18 protein-coding genes and 2 pseudogenes are annotated in these 16,559 nt (G+C 70.0%); 11 read left to right on the top strand and 9 right to left on the bottom strand.

All coding sequences use genetic code 11. The features are described from left to right. Positions 1 to 42: 42 nt before the first annotated feature. Positions 43 to 774: a CHRD domain-containing protein gene (locus AC4D16_RS15135; protein ID WP_490950036.1), complete on the bottom strand. Its 732-nt coding sequence runs from the start codon at positions 772 to 774 to the stop codon at positions 43 to 45. Between the two features lie 175 nt (positions 775 to 949). On the opposite strand from AC4D16_RS15135, the gene AC4D16_RS15140 reads away from it, so the two are divergent. The 5 genes from AC4D16_RS15140 to AC4D16_RS15160 all read left to right on the top strand — a co-directional run bounded on the left by AC4D16_RS15140 (position 950) and on the right by AC4D16_RS15160 (position 5,693). Beyond that, positions 950 to 1,489 carry a sigma-70 family RNA polymerase sigma factor gene (locus tag AC4D16_RS15140; RefSeq protein ID WP_490955575.1) on the top strand — a complete coding sequence of 180 codons (540 nt, stop codon included), beginning with the start codon at positions 950 to 952 and terminating at the stop codon, positions 1,487 to 1,489. After that, positions 1,486 to 2,295, top strand: a complete 810-nt coding sequence (locus AC4D16_RS15145; protein WP_490950038.1) for a hypothetical protein — start codon at positions 1,486 to 1,488, stop codon at positions 2,293 to 2,295. Before AC4D16_RS15140 ends, AC4D16_RS15145 begins: the two co-directional genes overlap by 4 nt. 148 nt (positions 2,296 to 2,443) lie before the next feature. After that, positions 2,444 to 3,811, top strand: coding sequence for a hemolysin family protein (locus tag AC4D16_RS15150; RefSeq protein WP_490955576.1), 1,368 nt, complete (start codon positions 2,444 to 2,446; stop codon positions 3,809 to 3,811). A gap of 95 nt (positions 3,812 to 3,906) precedes the next feature. Continuing rightward, positions 3,907 to 4,602: a response regulator transcription factor gene (locus tag AC4D16_RS15155; protein WP_490955577.1), complete on the top strand. Its 696-nt coding sequence runs from the start codon at positions 3,907 to 3,909 to the stop codon at positions 4,600 to 4,602. Continuing rightward, entirely contained in the window at positions 4,599 to 5,693 is a 1,095-nt protein-coding gene (locus AC4D16_RS15160) for a sensor histidine kinase (RefSeq protein ID WP_490955578.1), read from the top strand. The genes AC4D16_RS15155 and AC4D16_RS15160 overlap by 4 nt, the downstream gene beginning before the upstream one ends. Positions 5,694 to 5,736: 43 nt before the next feature. Here AC4D16_RS15160 and AC4D16_RS15165 read toward each other — a convergent pair whose 3' ends face one another. After that, positions 5,737 to 6,207 (bottom strand): VOC family protein, encoded by a 471-nt coding sequence (locus AC4D16_RS15165; protein WP_490955579.1) that lies wholly within the window; start codon positions 6,205 to 6,207, stop codon positions 5,737 to 5,739. A gap of 104 nt (positions 6,208 to 6,311) precedes the next feature. On the opposite strand from AC4D16_RS15165, the gene AC4D16_RS15170 reads away from it, so the two are divergent. Next, on the top strand, positions 6,312 to 7,265 hold the full coding sequence (locus AC4D16_RS15170) for a helix-turn-helix transcriptional regulator (RefSeq protein WP_490955580.1): 954 nt from the start codon (positions 6,312 to 6,314) through the stop codon (positions 7,263 to 7,265). 4 nt (positions 7,266 to 7,269) lie between these two features. Here AC4D16_RS15170 and AC4D16_RS15175 read toward each other — a convergent pair whose 3' ends face one another. After that, complete coding sequence (locus AC4D16_RS15175) at positions 7,270 to 7,899, bottom strand: M15 family metallopeptidase (RefSeq protein WP_490955581.1); 630 nt, start codon at positions 7,897 to 7,899, stop codon at positions 7,270 to 7,272. Between the two features lie 281 nt (positions 7,900 to 8,180). On the opposite strand from AC4D16_RS15175, the gene AC4D16_RS15180 reads away from it, so the two are divergent. Further along, on the top strand, positions 8,181 to 9,080 hold the full coding sequence (locus AC4D16_RS15180) for a DNA-3-methyladenine glycosylase family protein (RefSeq protein WP_490955582.1): 900 nt from the start codon (positions 8,181 to 8,183) through the stop codon (positions 9,078 to 9,080). A gap of 28 nt (positions 9,081 to 9,108) precedes the next feature. Here the strand turns inward: AC4D16_RS15180 and AC4D16_RS15185 are convergent. Continuing rightward, positions 9,109 to 9,762 (bottom strand): annotated as a pseudogene (locus AC4D16_RS15185) (DUF305 domain-containing protein). A 55-nt stretch (positions 9,763 to 9,817) separates the two neighbouring features. After that, complete coding sequence (locus AC4D16_RS15190; RefSeq protein WP_490955583.1) at positions 9,818 to 10,171, bottom strand: hypothetical protein; 354 nt, start codon at positions 10,169 to 10,171, stop codon at positions 9,818 to 9,820. Between the two features lie 234 nt (positions 10,172 to 10,405). Between AC4D16_RS15190 and AC4D16_RS15195 the strand changes: the two genes are divergently transcribed. Both AC4D16_RS15195 and AC4D16_RS15200 read left to right on the top strand, forming a co-directional pair. Further along, the gene (locus AC4D16_RS15195; RefSeq protein ID WP_490955584.1) at positions 10,406 to 11,749 is read left to right on the top strand and encodes an MATE family efflux transporter; all 1,344 of its coding nucleotides are present in this window, start codon (positions 10,406 to 10,408) and stop codon (positions 11,747 to 11,749) included. Positions 11,750 to 11,791: 42 nt separating this feature from the next. Continuing rightward, positions 11,792 to 12,010 carry a hypothetical protein gene (locus AC4D16_RS15200; protein WP_490955585.1) on the top strand — a complete coding sequence of 73 codons (219 nt, stop codon included), beginning with the start codon at positions 11,792 to 11,794 and terminating at the stop codon, positions 12,008 to 12,010. A 40-nt stretch (positions 12,011 to 12,050) separates the two neighbouring features. Here the strand turns inward: AC4D16_RS15200 and AC4D16_RS15205 are convergent, their stop codons facing one another. Both AC4D16_RS15205 and AC4D16_RS15210 read right to left on the bottom strand, forming a co-directional pair. Further along, a complete protein-coding gene (locus AC4D16_RS15205) occupies positions 12,051 to 13,466 on the bottom strand; it encodes a M20 family metallopeptidase (protein ID WP_490955586.1) in 1,416 nt (471 codons plus the stop codon). A gap of 75 nt (positions 13,467 to 13,541) precedes the next feature. Beyond that, positions 13,542 to 14,381, bottom strand: coding sequence for a helix-turn-helix domain-containing protein (locus tag AC4D16_RS15210; protein ID WP_490955587.1), 840 nt, complete (start codon positions 14,379 to 14,381; stop codon positions 13,542 to 13,544). Between the two features lie 37 nt (positions 14,382 to 14,418). On the opposite strand from AC4D16_RS15210, the gene AC4D16_RS15215 reads away from it, so the two are divergent. Further along, positions 14,419 to 14,967, top strand: coding sequence for a maleylpyruvate isomerase family mycothiol-dependent enzyme (locus AC4D16_RS15215; protein WP_490955588.1), 549 nt, complete (start codon positions 14,419 to 14,421; stop codon positions 14,965 to 14,967). A 148-nt stretch (positions 14,968 to 15,115) separates the two neighbouring features. Here the strand turns inward: AC4D16_RS15215 and AC4D16_RS15220 are convergent, their stop codons facing one another. Beyond that, on the bottom strand, positions 15,116 to 15,805 hold the full coding sequence (locus tag AC4D16_RS15220) for a BLUF domain-containing protein (RefSeq protein ID WP_490950054.1): 690 nt from the start codon (positions 15,803 to 15,805) through the stop codon (positions 15,116 to 15,118). Between the two features lie 190 nt (positions 15,806 to 15,995). Between AC4D16_RS15220 and AC4D16_RS15225 the strand changes: the two are divergent. Beyond that, positions 15,996 to 16,130, top strand: a pseudogene (locus tag AC4D16_RS15225) (ANTAR domain-containing protein); the annotation flags it as partial. A 128-nt stretch (positions 16,131 to 16,258) separates the two neighbouring features. Here AC4D16_RS15225 and AC4D16_RS15230 read toward each other — a convergent pair. Then, positions 16,259 to 16,555: a helix-turn-helix domain-containing protein gene (locus tag AC4D16_RS15230; protein WP_490950055.1), complete on the bottom strand. Its 297-nt coding sequence runs from the start codon at positions 16,553 to 16,555 to the stop codon at positions 16,259 to 16,261. Positions 16,556 to 16,559 lie beyond the last annotated feature (4 nt).

Raw genomic sequence — 16,559 nt, forward strand, 5'->3', positions numbered from 1 at the left:
TCACGCAGGTGGGCTTTCCGGCCTGTGGTGCTTCCGCGGACGTCAAGCCGCCGAGCGGGCCCTGCGCGAACGGACGAGCAGTGCGATCCCGCCGAGGACCGCGGCGCCGATCGCGCCGGCGGTCAGGGGCGCGGAGGTGTCCGTTGCGTCGGCAGCGGCGGGCGCCGCCTGCGTGACGCCGGTGTCCGCTCCGCCCATGGGGAGGGCGGTGAGCTGACCGCGCACCGCCCCGGGGACGAAGGTCGAGGTGTGGGTGTCGGCACTGAAGCCGGCGGGGTTGGCCTCGATGGACTTCAGGGAGAAGCCCTCGCCGGTGTCCACGCCGTCGGCACCGGGCAGGCCCGTGGTGAACGGACCCTGCAGGCAGCCCGAGCTGGTGAGGACCTCTCCGGTGCCCTCGGGGTTCGGGAAGGCGATGCGCGGCGGGCCGTTGGTGCCGGCAGCCGTCTGGTGGATGTGCGTGGCCGTCTTCGCCATGCTCTGGTACGGCGGGGTGACGCCGTTCAGCGTGATGTCGTAGCAGATGATCTCGAGGTCGGAGTTGATCGAGAAGTTGAAGGTGCCGGTGGCACCGGCCTCGCCCGGCGCCGGGTTACCGTCGGTACCGATCACGTTGTCGGGGGTCGCGGTGACCGTGTAGGCGCTCGTGAAGGAGTCGGGCCGGTCCACCGCCGTCTCGGCGGAGGCGGGGGCGGCTCCGGCGGCGAGCAGGAGCGCCGCCAGTCCGGTGGCCGCTGATACTGACGTGAGGCGTGACGCCGTCGTTCCGTGCATGATGTCCCTTCCGATGCGCGGTCCCGTGGGTCGGGGCCGCAGTGCACGGATATACTCGCTGCGCCGGGCAGGCGTTCATCCGGGAGGTGATCCCGTCCTGAGATGAACGCCGATGTCCTGAACTCCGTATACCCTCGGACGGCCTTCGCGGGGGAGTGGGACGATGCTTCGCACAATGGATGACGAGATGGAGGACGGCCTGCTCGAATCTGCCGCGCCGGCCTTCGACGTCCACGCCGCCTTCGAGGAGCACGGGCGTGCGCTCTACGGCTACGCCTACAACTGCACGCTCGACACGGCGATCGCGGAGGACTGCGTGCAGGAGGTCTTCGTCCGCGCGTGGACGGCCCGGGACAGGTACCAGGCGAGCCGGGCCTCCGAGCGGACGTGGCTCTTCGCGATAGCACGGAACGTGGTGATCGACCAGGTGCGTGCCAGGGCGAAGCGGCCCACACCGGTGGAGGACGAACGCATCGAGCGGAGGCTGGCGCCGGTCACCGAGACCGACGTCGTGGATGATCGCCTCACCCTGCTGGGCGGGTTGGCGAGACTCAGCGAGGAGCACCGCGCCGTGATCGTCGCCGTGCAGCTCGACGGCATGACGTACCAGCAGTTCGCGGAGGCCAGTGGGGTCCCCGCAGCGACATTGAGAACCCGCATGTACTACGGACTGAAGGCCCTGCGTGCAGAACTAGGAGAGGAGGAACGCCGATGACCAGCGAGTCGTCATCCCGCGAGGAACGCATCATCGCAGCCGTGGCCGGGGACCTGAGCGAGGAGGAGCAGCGGCGTTTCGACGCCGAGTACGCAGCCGACCCCGGCCTGCGCGCGGAGGTCGACGCGGCGCGGTCGGTGCTCGAACGCCTCGCGCGGGCGGACCTGGCCTGGCACGAGCCCGATCTCCCGGCGGGCCTCGAGGAGCGCGTCCTGCGTGCCACCGCCGCCGACCCCGTGGCGTCCGAGGCCTCCATGGCATCGGTGGCGGCAGCCCCCGCCCTCGTGCCCGGGGCCGCTGCGTCCGACGTCGTGCTCACGGTTTCCGGGCACCCCGCGCCGGCTGACCTCGGGCAGGCCCGCGCACGCCGTGCGTCGCGCCGCTTCGGCGTGGTCACCCTCGGGGCGGCCGCTGCGTCCGCCCTGCTCGTGGGCGGGCTCGCAGGTGCCGGTATCGCACAGCTCTCGGACGCCCCGTCGGAAGGGCCCCCGGGCACGCTCGGAGCCCTCGAACCCGTCGCCTTCACCGACGTCGCCGAGGGGGCGCGGTTCACCGGGTCGGTCGTCGCGCACACCTGGGGCACCGAGACCGTCCTCGAGATCGACGGGCTGCGAGTCGGCGAGACCTTCGAGGTGGTGGTGACGCGCGACGACGGGGCGGAACTCGTTTCCGGGACCTTCCTCGGCGCGGAGAAGACCGTGACATGCAGCATGAACGCCGCCGTGCTGCGGCAGGACGTCTCGGCCGTCGAGATCCGCGACGCCGCGGGGGCTGTCGTCGCGACGACCGCACTGCCCGACGTCTGATCGACGTCTGCTCGAGCTGAATCACACCGGCGGTGCTCGGGCCCTTCTCCTAGAGTGGGGACATGACTCGAACCTCCCGCAGCACCTCGGACGGCGACAGACCCGGCACCCGGCAGAGGCCGGGTGACGCTCGATCCCGAGCGGCTCGATGAACGGGGAGCTGCTGCTCAACATCGCTCTGGTGTTCGTGTTCGTGCTGATCGGGGGTGTCTTCGCAGCGACCGAGATGGCGCTCGTGACGCTGCGCGACAGCCAGGTGAACGCGATCGCGCAGCGGGGTAAGCGGGGCGCGAAGGTGGCGGCCCTGGCCCGGAACCCGAACACCTTCCTCTCGGCGGTGCAGATCGGCGTGACGGTGGCCGGTTTCGCCTCCGCCGCCTACGGGGCGTCGTCGATCGCCCCGTCCGTGGCTCCGCTGCTCGTGACCGTCGGGTTGGGGGAGCAGGCCGCGCTGACGGTCGCCACGATCGTGCTGACGCTCGTCGTGGCATACCTCTCGCTCGTGCTCGGCGAACTGGCGCCGAAACGGCTCGCGATCCAGCGGAGTGCGCAGTTCGCCTACGCGGTGGCACCGGTGCTGAACGGTTTCGCCGTGCTCATGCGGCCGGTGATCTGGCTGCTGTCGGTCTCCACGAATGCGGTGGTGAGGCTCCTCGGCGGTGATCCGAACAGCACCGGCGAGGCGTTGTCCGAGGAGGAACTGCGTGACATCGTGACCAGCCACGAGGGGCTGCCCGAGGACGAGCGGCGCATCCTCGATGACGTCCTCTCGCTGCGCAACCGGCAGGTCAGCGAGGTGATGCGCCCTCGCCCGGAGGTCGTCGCCGTCTCCACGAGCGGCACGGTGGCGGAAGCGATCGCCCAGATCGCGGACCTGCCCTTCTCCCGCTACCCGGTGGTTGACCAGTCGATCGACGACATCACAGGATTCGTGCACGTACGTGACCTCTACGACGCCGCGTCACGTCATCCGGACGCCTCGCTGGAGGACATCGTGCGTCCGATCCTCTACCTGCCGGCCACGGCACGCGTGCTGCCCACGCTCACGAAGCTCCGCGCGCGCAACACGCACATCGCCGTCGTGATCGACGAGTACGGCGGAACCGACGGGATCGTGACGCTCGAGGACCTCGTGGAGGAGGTGGTCGGCGAGATCTTCGACGAGTACGACACCGACGGCGCGACCCCGCGGCTGGAGGAGGGTGGCGGCGTAGTGGACGGCCGCCTCAACCTGCAGGACTTCGCCGAGGCCACCGGCGTGGAGTTGCCGCGTGGCACGTGGGACACCGTGGCCGGCTTCGTGCTCGACAGCCTCGGCCGGCTCGCGGTCGAGGGGGACAAGGTGGAGGTGGGCGGCGCGACGTTGCAGGTCACGGCGATCGATCGCCGGAGGATCGCCGAGATCCTCGTGATCCCCGCAGTTGAGCCATCCGACCCCTCCGGCTCCTCCGAGTCGGATGCCGCATCGGGAGCCCACGGAACGGGCGAGCCCGGACCTGGCCGACGCGACAGCTGACGGCCGGGTGGCCGGTTCCACTGCCGTCCTCCCGGGCGCTGCCGCGTGACGCTCAGCCGGACGGTCGTCGAGGCACGCCGCATAGGATCTGATCCATGAGAGTGCTCATCGTCGAGGACGAACCGCTGCTCGCGGCCTCGGTGCGTGACGGCCTCCGCCTCGAGGCGATCGCGGCGGACATCGCGCCCGACGGCGCCCATGCGCTGGAGAGCCTCGCGGTGAACGACTACGACGTCGTCCTCCTCGACCGTGACTTGCCCGTCATGAGCGGCGACGAGGTGGCCCGCCGCATCATCGAGCAGCACCTTCCCGTACGGATCATCATGGTCACCGCCGCGGACCGGCTGGACGAGAAGGTTGCAGGGTTCGAGCTCGGGGCGGACGACTACGTGACCAAGCCGTTCGACCTCAGGGAACTGGTCATGCGGCTGCGGGCGCTGAACCGGCGGCCGTCCGCCGCGGCGCCTCCCGTCCTCGAATTCGCCGGGCTGACGCTCGATCCGTTCCGCCGGGAAGTGCACCGCGACGGCCGGCCGGTCCCCATGACCCGCAAGCAGTTCTCGGTGCTGGAGCTGCTGATGTCCGCCCGAGGCGGGGTGGTCAGCGCCGAGCGACTCCTCGAGGGTGCGTGGGACGAGAACGCCGACCCCTTCACAAACGCCGTGCGGATCACCATCTTCTCGCTGCGCAAGCGGCTCGGCGACCCCTGGCTGGTGCAGACCGTCCCGGGCGTCGGGTACCGGATGGTGGACCCGGACGACGCCGGCGCTGCCCACCCCATCACCCGATGAGCGCTCGCCTCCGGTTGACGCTCAGCTACGTCGGGTTCCTGTTCCTCGCCACGGCGGCCATGCTCGCCCTGCTCCACTACGTCATCCGGTTCATCCCCGACGGCAACCTGCAGGAGGCCGCGAGCCAGAACTTCGCACCGGGGCAGAGCGATCTCCTCGAAGCTTTCTGGCCCCGGGCCCTCCAGGTGTTCTCGGTGCTCATGGCGGTGGGCACCGCGGGCGGCTGGTTCCTCGCCGGTTACATGCTGCGGCCGCTCGACCGGCTGAGTACCGTGGCGCAGCGCGTGTCCGAGGGATCGCTCGACCAGCGGGTGGGTCTCGCCCGCGCCGACGAGTTCGGCCACCTGGGCCGGACGTTCGACGGCATGCTGGACACCCTGGAGGCATCCCTCAGGGAACAGCAGCGCTTCACCGCCAACGTCTCGCACGAACTCCGCACTCCGTACGCGATCTCCCGGGCGCTCCTCGACGTGGCGCTCGCGGACCCCGAACACGTGGACGTGCGGCAGCTGGTGACCCGCCTCGACTCGACCACGCGCCGGGGCGCCGGCGCCGTGGAGGCACTGCTGACCATCGCCACCCTCGACCACCTCGTGCACCTCGAGCGGCGCCCCGTGGACCTTCCGGTGCTGGTGGGACGCGTGGTCGATGACGTGCAGCCCCTCGCCGCAGAAGCAGGCGTCGTGATCCGCACCGAGCTCGGTGAGGCTGATTTCGACGGCGACGAGGCACTCGTGGGACAGCTCGCGATGAACCTCGTCCTCAATGGGGTACGCCACAACCTCCCGGCGGGCGGTGAGGTGTACGTCAGCACGGTGGCCGGGCCCGACGGCGGCGCGGAGCTCCGTGTCCGCAACACCGGACCGGTGGTGCAGGCTTCCGTGGCAGCCACGTTGGTGGAACCCTTCGTCCGCGGCGTGGGGCGGGCCGCGTCCCCGGACAGCCCGGTGGTGACCGTCACGGGAAGCGGCCTCGGACTCACGATCGTGGCCCGGGTGGCGCGGCTGCACGGCGCCGGCCTGCTGATCACTCCGCAGGCCGGCGGTGGGCTCGACGTTCGCGTCACCTTCACCGCGGACGGGGCGTTCTGAGCGGACGGCACGAGGTCCGTGGTGGTCCGCCGGTGCGGAACCGTCAGCCGGCCGCGGGTGGGCGGACGTCGAGCATCCACGTGACGCCGAAGCGATCGGTCACCATCCCGAAACCGGGTGACCACTCCGAAGCCGCCAGCGGCTCCACGATCGTGCCGCCCTCGGACAGCCGCCCCCAGTACCGGGTGAGTTCCGGGAGGTCGCCCGCCTGCAGCGACTGGAAGAAGGTGCGGTCGGTGATTGTGCTGCCGTTCTCCCGCCGCGTCGAACCGGCCGTCGCCGCGACGGCATCGTCGTCGCCCGCACCCGGGATGTCGTACGCCATCAGCCGGAGGCCTCCGGGAGCGGTCACCTGACCGAAGACCACCCCGTCCGCATCGGGAAGGTCCACGGGCATCCCGACCTCGGCGTAGCTGCTGGTGGTGACCTCGCCACCGAACACCTCGCCGTAGAACTCGAGGGCCTGGCGTGCGGTGCCGCGGAAATTGAGGTGCGTCGTCGTGGAGATGCTCATGATGGTCCTTCTCTCGTCGTGGATCGACAGGTCTGCCGTCCGGGAACCACCCTGCCGATAGAAGAGGCCTGTTTCTGTCCTCTACCCGATCGATACTGGAACGCATGTCAGGTTCTTCACGCATGCTCGCCCTGCTCTCGATCCTGCAGACACAGCGGAACTGGCCCGGCCACGTCCTCGCCGAGCGGCTGCAGGTCGCTCCGCGGACGGTGCGGCGGGACGTCGATCGCCTCCGCCGGCTCGGGTACGAGATCGCAGCGATCAAAGGGCCCGACGGCGGCTACCGCATGGTTGCCGGCGCCGCTCTGCCGCCGCTGCTGTTCGACGACGACCAGGCCGTGGCGCTCGCGGTCGCCCTGCAGAACGCGCCGGCGTCCGGCGTCGACATCGACGAGGCTGCCGAGCGGGCGCTCGCGACACTCCGGCAGGTCCTGCCATCGCGCCTGCGTCATCGGCTCGACGGGATCCCTTTCGACCGTGCGCCGGGGGCCACCCGGTCCGGAGCGCCCGTGGAGCCCGCACTGCTGGAGGCGCTGAGCGCGGCTGTCCGAACGTGCAGGGGCGTCCGGTTCCATTACCGTGACGAACCGCGCCGGTGCGAGCCGCACGCCGTCGTCGCCCGCGGTGCCCGGTGGTACCTGCTCGGCTGGGATCCGGACCGGGAGGACTGGCGGATCTACCGGATCGACCGCATGACCCTGCGAACGCCCGGTGGGGATGCCTTCGTGCGGCGGGCCCTGCCGGGTGAGGATGCGGGCAGCTTCCTGGCCGCCCGGCTGAAAGGTTCTGCCGAGCGGGACGTGTGGCCCTGCACCGGCGTCGTCACCCTCGAGCTGCCGCTCGCGAGCATCGCCCCGTTCCTTGACGACGGCTCCGTGGAGGAACTCACGCCGGGATCCTGCCGCGTGACCATCGGCTCGTGGTCCTGGGCGGACGTCCTCGCCACCGTGCTTCGCTTCGATGCGCCGTTCAGCCTCGAGGGACCGCCCGAACTCGTGGACGCGGGATCGGTGGCGGCCGGCCGCCTGACCGCCGCATGCCCCGCACCGCTCGGGTGACCGATCACGCTGCGCGCTCGGCCGAACTGCTCAGCTGCGGCGGGCACGTACCGCCCGGCTCGGTGAGGAGCTCGAAGTGCCACATCTCGTTGGCGAAGGGCTGGCACAGGCCCCAGCGATTCCCGAAGCGTCCCAGCCAGTCGGCGCCGTCCGTGAACCCGACGTCCACCGCCTCGCCCGTCACGTGAGTGGTGAGGTTGGGAGGGAGGACCCAGGCGAGAGCCTCCTCCTCGCTGCCGTACTCGCGGACCGCACCGTCGAACAGGCGCTGCTGGTACTCGACGCTCCGCCACCCGGAGGTCACCACGAGGCGGGTGTCGCGCACCGCGGCCTCGTCGGCGGCCTGCCGCAACGCATCGCGCAGGTCCGCGGACAGCAGGGTGATGGCCGGGACGTCGTCGAACGGTGACACCGGCGCGTCGAGTTCGCCGTACCCGGCCGGCCCTGGGGTTCCGGATGCGGATCTCGACGCGCGTCCGTCCGACGCACCTTCGTGCGCGGAGCCGGCGGCCGAGCCCCCGGCGGCAGGTTCGATGGCGCACCCCGGCAGGAGGAGGGCACCGATCAGAGCGAGGGCGACAGCTGCGGGGGATCGGAAACCGGAGGGGCTTAGGGCAGAGGCTGAGCGGTTCATAGGGCGTCCTTCGTGAGGTGGGATACCTTCTCAGGACACACGGGCGCGCATTCGCTCAGCGTTAAGCGCTTGGTCCCGCAGCCGCTGACGGGCCGCGGCCGGTTGCCCTCGCCGCCGCCGCCGCTGCTGCGCCTGTGCCGGTCCGGCATCGGGCCGTCGTGGTCGGCCTGTATCGTGCGTCCCAGAGGCGGCAGGCGGCAGTCCACGGACCACGGTCCATGGATCACGGACCGCAGATGAGGGCGCGTAACGCGCGGTCGGCGAGGCGGAGGGTGGCAGCGGTGACGGACACAGTGCTCGACGTCGGTGGCATCGACGTCGCCTCCAGCCTTGCCCCCTTCGGCATGCTCCCGCGCGATCCCACGCTGCGCCTCGGCCCCGGCACCTTCGACCGCGCGACCATGACGCCGGAAGGTGCGGGCCGCATCACGGTCACCTGGCGCAAGGACACCAGCGAGGTGGGCGTGCGCACCGACGGCGACGGTGCGGAGTGGCTGCGGCGTCAGGCCCCCGCCATGCTCGGCCTGCACGACGACGTCACAGGGTTCGAGCCCACGGCCGCCCCGCTCCGAAACCTCTGGCGGCTGCACCGCGGGGACCGCGTGACGGCGTCGGGCACCCTCTGGCACGACCTCGCCTGGTTCATCGTGCAGCAGCGCGTGACGCGGCAGGAAGCCGCGGAATCGTGGTCGCGCATGGTGCGGGCCCTCGGTTCACCCGCGCCCGGTCCGGGCGATCTCGTGATCCCGCCGTCGCCCACCACGATCGGGCGCCTGACCTACGACCGCCTGCACCCGTTCGGGCTCGAGCGGCGCCGCGCGGAGCACCTCATCGCGGCGGCGCGCTGCGTGCACCGTCTCCTCGCCACGGAGGAGCCCGACGTCGATCGCGCTACCGTGGCGCTACGGGGCGTGCCGGGGGTGGGCCCGTGGACCCTGAGCTGTCTCCGCACCTTCACCTGGGGTTCGGCGGACACCGTGATTACGGGTGATTCCGGTATCCCGTCGCTCATCACGTGGCTCCTTGCACGGGAGCGCCGCGGGACCGACGAACGCATGCTGGAGTTGCTGGAGCCCTACAAGCCGCACCGGTACCGCGTGATCCGGCTCGCGTTCGCCAGCGGGGTCACGCCACCACGCCATGCCCCGCGCGCGCCGATCCGCTCCATCAGGAGTCACTGACTCCGGCGGACCGCCCGGTACCGATGCATCAGAGCGCGTCGAGCAGCTCCTGCATCTCGTCGATCTCCGCCTGCTGGGTCTCGATGATCGAGCCGGCCAGGTCGAGGGCCTCCTGATACTGCCCGGAATCCATTTCCTCCTGCGCCATGGCGACGGCGCCCTCGTGGTGGGCGGTCATCGACACCAGGAACAGGCGCGACGCCTCCTCGCCTTCCGCGGCGTCGAGCTCGGCCAGCTGATCCTCGGTCATCATGCCGGCCATGCCCTCCATCGACTCCGCATCCTCACCCGAGTGCGAGCCCATGTCGTGGCCGCTCATGCCACCCTCGGCCTCGACCGGCTCTCCCTACGCCTCGAGCCAGTCGGTCATCGTCCCGATCTCGGGATCCTGTGCCGCCTGGATCCTCGTCGCGAGGTCCGCCACACCGGGGCTCACGTCGTCGGCGTCGAGCAGCATCCCGCTCATCTCCACGGCCTGCCGATGGTGCGGGATCATCTGCTGTGCGAAGGTCACATCGGCGTCGTTGTGGTCCTCCGAGGCGCTGCCGGACGGCCGGTCAGCCGTTGAGGTAGCCGAGCCGGCCGTGTCCGAGGGGTCGGTGGTGCCGCCGGACGGCGCCCCGCACGCGGACAGCATGAGCGCCGCCGCGAGGGCGAGAACCGAGGTCAGAGTACGCGTCATGGTGGTTCCTCCGTCAGAAAGAGTCAGGGGTTTCGCCAGGCCGTCGTCATCCGCTTCAGCCGCGCCCGTCGGCGTCGCGGTTGCGGCGCAGCGGGTGATCCTTCCACGCGTCCTGGTCGTCCGGCGCAGGGCCGTAACCCGGGCGGAGCAGCGGCTCGTCGGGATCGTCCTCGCTGTTCACCTTCCGCACCGCACCCGTCCGGTGCGTCAGGTAGTAGCCCCGCCCCACCACGGCCGCGGCGGTGAGGATGATCAGCAGCCCGATCACCAGCAGTACCGGGGCCTCGGCAGGAATGGGCGTGCCCGTCGAATCGGCGCGCGCGAAGTCGGAGACGGCCTGCGGGACGAAGAGCGTGCTGAGGAATAGCAGCGCGAGGCCGGTCAGGTAGTGCTTGACGCCGAGTTTCATGGTGTCCCTTGTGCTTGCGTGGGCGCCGGCGTGGCGCCTGGAACGGCGGCAACGAAATCTCCTCGGCCGCGGACGGCCTCCGAGATATTGAAGCCGCCTTCCTCCAGACGCCACACCGGCGGTGTCGGTTACAGCTTAGGGGGCACCACCCTCACCTCGGCGTGGGGTCGGCATGGGGTGGATGAGGGGTGATGGGTTGGCGTGGGTGGCGGAGGGCGCGCCTAGGCTTGGGTGGTGACCGAGACCCTGCCCAGCAATCGCGAGCTCAGCCGGTCCATCCTCCGGTTGGCCGTCCCGGCACTGGGGGCACTGATCGCCGAACCGCTGTTCCTGCTCGCGGACTCGGCGATCGTGGGGCACCTCGGGGTGGACGAACTCGCCGGCGTGGGCCTCGCAGCCACGGTGCTCGGCACCGCCGTCGGGCTCATGGTCTTCCTCGCCTACTCCACCACCCCCGCCGTCGCGCGGCTGCTCGGTGCGGGTCGCCTGCCCGAGGCGCTCGCGGCCGGGCGCGACGGCGTCGCACTCGCCGTCGTCCTCGGTATCCTCCTGTCCGTGGCGGGCTGGGCGAGCGCACCGCAGCTCGCCGCCGTGATGGGCGCGGAGGGCGCGGTGCACACCTTCGCCGTCGACTACCTGCGGTGGTCCATGCCGGGGCTCACCGCGATGCTCGTGGTGCTCGCTGCCACCGGCATGCTCCGGGGGCTGCAGGACACGAGGACGCCGCTCGTCGTCGCCGGGGCCGGGTTCGGGGTGAACATCGTGCTCAACTACCTGCTCGTCTACGGCGCCGGTCTGTCCGTGGCGGGCTCCGCGCTCGGCACGAGCCTTGCCCAGTGGGGCATGGCCGCGGTGTACATCGTGATGCTCGTGCGGGCCACGCGGCGCGAAGGGGTGCCCCTGGTGCCGTCCGTGCGCGGTGTCCGGAGGACCGCGAGTGTCGGCTCGTGGCTGATGCTCCGCACGTTGTCGCTGCGCGTGGCCATCCTCGCCACGGTGTTCGTCGCCACGGCGCAGGGACCGCTCAGCCTCGCCTCACACCAGCTCGTCATGACCGTCTTCACGTTCCTCGCCTTCGCGCTCGACGCCCTCGCGATCGCCGCACAGGCCCTCATCGGGAAGGAGCTGGGGTCCGCCAACCGTCCGCTCGCGAGCGCGCTGACGCGGCGCATGACCGTCTGGGGCATCGGCTTCGGAGTGATCACCGGCGTGCTCCTGGCCGCCGTCGCGCCCTTCGTGGGCTGGATCTTCACGAGCGATCCGGCGGTGCAGGCCGCGTTCGCGGCCGGTCTCTGGGTGCTCGCCGCATCCCAGCCGGTGTGCGGTTTCGTGTTCGTGCTCGACGGCGTCCTCATCGGCGCGGGCGACGCCCGGTACCTCGCGATCGCCGGCGTCGTGAACCTCGTGGTGTACGTGCCGCTGCTGGTACTCGTCGGGGCCGCGGACCTCTCGGGCGGCGAGGGCATCGTGTGGCTGTGGCTGGCGTTCGGCGTCGGCTACATGCTGGCCCGCGCAGCCACGCTCGGCTGGCGTGTGCGCAACGACCGCTGGATGGTCACGGGCGCCACCCGCTCCTGATCAGCGCGGGACACATCCGCGGGGGAGCCGTACGCTGTGAGCGTGAAGACTCCTGGTGCTGCCCCGACGGTCCTCCGCTGGCTGATCGTCTGCGGGGCGTTCATCGCGTTCCTCGGGGTGTGCGCGGTGGGAGGGGCCATCGCCAGCGAGACCCCCGAAGGTGTGGCCGTCGGGTGGCTCGTGGCCGCCGTCGGCGTCGCTGTGGCAGGTCTCGCCGCACTCGTCCTCCTGGCCCGGCGGTCCCGGACGGCCCGTTCCTAGCCCCTCACGCAGGCGTGATCGGGCACTCCTCTCGCGGGAATCACTCGGCGACGGCAGGTGTGCGCGCCTCGTGGAACGGGGTGGTGGTGTGCCCCAGGTCGTGGAAGAGCCCACAGGCGATTCTCAGACCCTGGTGGGCGATCGGGCCGAGGAAGTGCTCATCCGGAGCATGCTGCCGGCACCCGGGGTAGGAGTGGGGTACCCACAGGGTTGGCAGGCCGAGGATGTCCTCGAAGACGTTGTTGGGCAGCGAACCGCCGATGTTGGGCAGAACGGTCGGTTCGATGCCGGCGGTGCGGCTGAGCGACCGGCTGGCCCACGCGACCCAGGGGTTCATCGGATCGAGCCTGCTGGCAGGGAACGACGTCGTCGTCCGGACCCGCACCATGTCATAGCCGTTGGCATCCAGGTGATCCTGAATGGTGGTGTCCAGGCCCTCGGTGTCGGTTCCCGCGACGAAGCGGAGTTGGAGGGCGGCCTGCGCGGACCCGGGAATGGCGTTGATGGGGGAGTGGATGTCTCCTGCCCCGATGGCGAGCACTTCGAGCGTGTTCCCGCCGTACACCTTCTCGGCCGGACTGAGTGCTGTGTCCGCCCAGTCCGAGTCGATGTGGGGGTCTCGCGGCGTGTGCGGGATGTCCACGGCTCGGAGCGCATCGCGGACCGTGTCGGGCATGGGCGGCGGCAGCAGCTGCGGCAGCAGGAGCCGGCCGTGGCCGTCCACCAGCGTGCCGATCGCACCTGCCAACGTCGTCGCGTGGTTCCTCAGCAGGCCGCCCCAGTTGCCGGAGTGGTAGCTCCCGTCCCGGAGGTCGGCTTCCAGCTCGAAGGCGAACCCTCCCCGACCGCCGAGGAAGATGGTCGGTGTATCGGCGGACAACCGTGGTCCGTCCGACGCGATGAAGACGTCGGCGGCCAACAGCTCGCGGTGGGAGGCCGCGAATTCGGCCAGGGACGGGGATCCGATCTCCTCGCCGCACTCGAACAGGAAGGTCAGGTTGAAGCCCAGCATGCCCTGGTCCTCGAGCAGGATACGGAGGGCTGTGAGGTTGATGAGGTGTTGGCCCTTGTTGTCAGCGGTCCCGCGTCCGTACCATCGGTCCCCCTCCGCTTCCAGGACCCATGGGTTCCGTCCTGCGGTCCACTCGCCGGCCTGGCCCGGCACGACGTCGGCGTGTCCGTAGCAGAGCACGGTCGGCAAGTCCTCGGACTCGAAGCGCGTACCGATCAGGAACGAGTTGGACCCGCCCTCCCAGTCCTGGAAGAGCTCGGTCCTGCACCCCAGGGCGTCGAGATCAGGGATGAGGACGTCCGCAAGGTAAGCCTGCAGGGCAACTCGGCCCTCGGCTGTCGCGCTCTCGGTGGGATAGGCGACCCGCCGGCCCAGGTCAGCGAAGAGCCGGCCGCTGGAGAAGTATCCGTCGATACTCGCTTCCACTGACGTCGGAAGACTCATGTGCGTGAACTCCTCGGAAGGTCGGACGAACGCTGGTGGCCACAGCCTAGCCGTGCAGTGCCGGCAGGTCCCCGTTCACTTGCCCCTCTGCTCGGCAGCGAATCTGCTCGGCGTCGTGCCGGTGACGCGGGAGAAGTCCCGGGTGAAGTGGGCCTGATCGGCGTAGCCGAGCAGAGCGGCGGTGTCCGCCAGGGTGGCCTTAGTGGTTCGAAGCCGCTCAGCCGCTTCCTGGAGGCGACGCCGCTGGATGAGCCACTTCGGGGTCAGACCGAGGCGTCGGTGCACCAGGCGTTGCAGGGCCCGCTCGGACAGGCCTGTCTCCGCGCACACCTGTGCCACGGTGAGCAGATCCGAGCGCTCCTCGACGAGGGTCACCACGCGGTCGATCAGGTCACCCTCCGGATCGACGGGCAGCAGTGGCCGGAGCGCGTCGTCGAACGCGTCCATCACGGACCGGTGTGCACCTGGACGGTGCGGGTCTTCGAGCATCGCCGCACGGACCCGCGTGGTCAGGTCGGTACCCGCCGGGCCGAGGACGTCCGACACGTCGACGTGCGTGTCCGTGAAGCGGGTCATGGAGCCCTTCGCGATGAGTGCGCCGGCAGCCGGGGTGCACATGATGCCCGCCGCCCACCCGTCCGCTGTCAGCACTGTCTCGGACAATCCGGTCGTCACGCCGTAGAAGCGCGCGTAGTCCCCAGCGACGACCAGGAGCGACACGGGGTACTGCAGCACGCGCTGGACGGACTGCTCGCCAGCCGGGACGGACCACACCGGGATCCAGAACCGCCGCACGAGTCCAGCCAGTCCGGACGGAGCCGGGTAGCGGTACATCACGTGCGATGCGTCACCGGGAGCCTTGAGATGCGCCCGCTCGATGTCGTTCAGCGCGCCCTGAGGTGTGTCGGGTTTCATCAAGACCCAGAATGCCCCACCCGGCACCGTGGAGTACATGAATCCCGTGTCGATCGCCTACCGGTCCGCCCTCCGTCCCCTCTCCCGTGTCGTCGAAGCTGTTCCGGCGGAAGCGTGGGGCAACGCGTCACCCTGTGCGCAGTGGACGGCGCGCGACGTCGTCGTCCACATGATCGACACGCAGCGGAGCCTCTTCACGGAGCGTGGATACGACCCCGGCCCCGCTCCTGACCTGACCGATGCCGCCACCGGCTTCCGGGAGCACACCGATCGCGTACTGAGCCTAATCAGCAGCGACGACGTGGCCGATTCCGCGTATGACGGACTTTTCGGGCCCACCACCGTCGGAGCGACTCTCCAGCAGTTCTACGTGTGGGACATGCTCGTCCACCGCTGGGACGTCGCCCGATCCACGGGAGGGGACGACCGCCTCACCCCCGAGGAGATGGACGTCATCGAGGCAGGCGCGGAGAGCTTCGGATCCATGCTGCACATGGAGGGAATCTGCGGACCGGCCGTGCCGGTCCCCGCAGACGCCGACCGGCAGGCCCTTGTCCTGGCTCGGCTCGGGCGTAGCGCCTCGTGACCGGAGGGTGCCCGAGAGTGAACCGCTAGCTCTACGCTGTCGCTGAAGCCGTCGCCGCCTCAGTCAGTGAAGCGGCGCCCACAACGCACGTCGAGCCTAGCAGCGACCGGACGCCCGGCCCCAGACCCCTGGATGGCACGAAGGCTGTTCATCGCAGGGGGATCGCCGGGTCCTGGAACCACCGGATGAGGTTGCGGAGTGCACGGATGGTGCCGTCGGGGTCCGCGTCGTCTTTCGCATCGGAGAACGGCCTCTCGAACCCGGAGACATATTTGGACATGGCGGGCCCGACGGTCCCGTAGCGCATCGTCCAGACCGGGAACTGCCGCTGTTCCCTCGATTCATCAAGAAGAACCCGTAGCTGGTCGTGACGAGGATCGACGCTGATGACGGCCATCCGTTCGCGGACCACGGCTTCGGGTCCCTCGAGAACCTGCAGGAACCGGCCCTTGCGGTACAGGAGCAGGCCCGTGAGGTGCAAGGAGTGGTTTGTCCGGCGGCTCGCCGTCAACAGTTCGGCCAGCTCGGCGTCGTTGAAGGGTTGTGTTGCTGAACTGGAGTACACCACGGAGAGCACCTGGTTCTCGGCGATACCGTCGATCATCTCGTTGACGGACTGGGAGATCATGTCCCGCTCGAGCGCGGGAAGCGGCATCAGCCCGTGGAGATACGCGTCGACCTCGTATTCATCGATGACCCCACCCGTGCCGAGGTAGTGCAACCAGAGCTCTCCGACCGAGATCCCGACCCGGTCCATCGCATCGAAGGTGAAGGCGTGTTGGTTCTCGGGCGACATACTGCCGTCGCGCCGGTCCTCATCGTCGAAACGCTCAACCATGTCGCATCAATCCCACCGACTACACCCGCACCCGTTCGTTCGCGCCCGTTGACCCGTACACCGTAACGACTTGAGCCCCTGGACCAAAGCGACGTGATCGTTCGAGCCGGCCGTCGGTGACCCTCGGTGACCGGGATGGAAGGTGGAATGTGACGACCGGGTCGCGAGCAGCAGCGAGCACGCTCAGGGTATGGACGAGGTCCAGTACCCCTTCGACGTCGCGGCCGGCGTCTCCATGGGTCGGAACAGGTGCAATCGTGATGCGGCGATCACCATACTCAAGGCTGCCTCGAGTGGTCGGAACATCAAACTCGCCGACGTCGCCGCCGCGGTCGTGACATCGACGGGCAGCGAGGTCCGCAGACTCACTTCGCCTCTGTCGCCGTCCGGACTGCTCAGCGGAACACCCCCCCGGGGGGACCCTCGCGGTCCGCGACTCCGCGCGGGCGGTCGTCAGGACGCGATGCGCTCGCCCGCGCGACGGCGAGCGCCGCCGTCGTCGTGCCGTGGCTCCTTGATCTCGGCCCAGACGGCGTCGAGGGACAGGCCCACGACGCCGGCGATGGCGGCGATCGTCGGGAAGGCCGGGGTGGCCACGCGGCCCGACTCGATCTTCCGGAGGGTCTCGGGTGAGACGCCGGCGTCGAGCGCGGTCTCGATCATGGAACGTTCTCCCCGCGCACGGCGCAACAGGGCACCGAGGCGTTGTCCGCGTTGCACGTCGTCGTCGCTGAGGGGCAGTCTGACCATGCAT

This window comes from Arthrobacter sp. TJ-236 (assembly GCF_058269235.1).